Origin of the sequence: Pseudoalteromonas sp. SWXJZ94C (assembly GCF_015864385.1) — a bacterium.
In the GTDB taxonomy this organism is placed as follows: Bacteria; Pseudomonadota; Gammaproteobacteria; order Enterobacterales; family Alteromonadaceae; genus Pseudoalteromonas.
In genome coordinates this window covers 1-633 of record NZ_JADYXF010000158.1, presented here as the reverse complement: position 1 = coordinate 633, position 633 = coordinate 1, and the positions used below count along the sequence as shown (strand labels likewise).

General features: G+C 36.8%; 2 pseudogenes. Both read left to right on the top strand.

From position 1 onward, the window contains the following. Positions 1-96: 96 nt before the first annotated feature. Positions 97-246, top strand: a pseudogene (locus I6F65_RS21920) (PQQ-dependent sugar dehydrogenase); the annotation flags it as partial. 175 nt (positions 247-421) lie between these two features. Beyond that, positions 422-556 (top strand): annotated as a pseudogene (locus I6F65_RS21545) (IS4 family transposase); the annotation flags it as partial. Between the last annotated feature and the right edge of the window lie 77 nt (positions 557-633).

Genomic DNA, 633 nt, shown 5'->3' with positions numbered 1-633 from the left:
CGCTTTAGCATTTACTATGATGTGGCTACCAATGTGGGCTGATTAATATATATACTACAAAGATCAACAGCCCCTAGACAGCCACTCCAATTGTAAATTAATCTGGCTAATGGTGAGTTTACGCAGTCTCACATATTCCCAGAGACCGCAGGACGATTAAGAGATGTGTTTGTGACTGATAACGGTAACGTCGCGGTATTAACAGACGGTAAAGAGGCAAAGCTTATGTTGGTTATAGCAAATTAATCTGCATGAAATAACCAATAATAAAGCTAATGGCAAAAAGAAAGACCTGACCCTGAGGAATCCCCACAATTTGATAATATAAATCAATAAGGTAGTTTAAAAAACAGTTGAAGTGCACAGCCAATTTTGATCTTATATGTTTTTCCGACCAAAGAAATTACAAAGTAAATCGACTATGCACTTGAGTAAATTATTACATAAAACTTTTTCTAATACAGCGGGTATTATTGATAAGCGTAACCACTGCACATTAATGAAAGCTGTAGAAACACTCTGCCAACATAAGTTCTTATCCATTGCTGCTTTGGGGTGTAGTGGTCAATAAAATTTGGCCACAGTTTTAGAGTCTTTGTATCTAATCTCAGATTCATTTGGCGCTAAACCAGC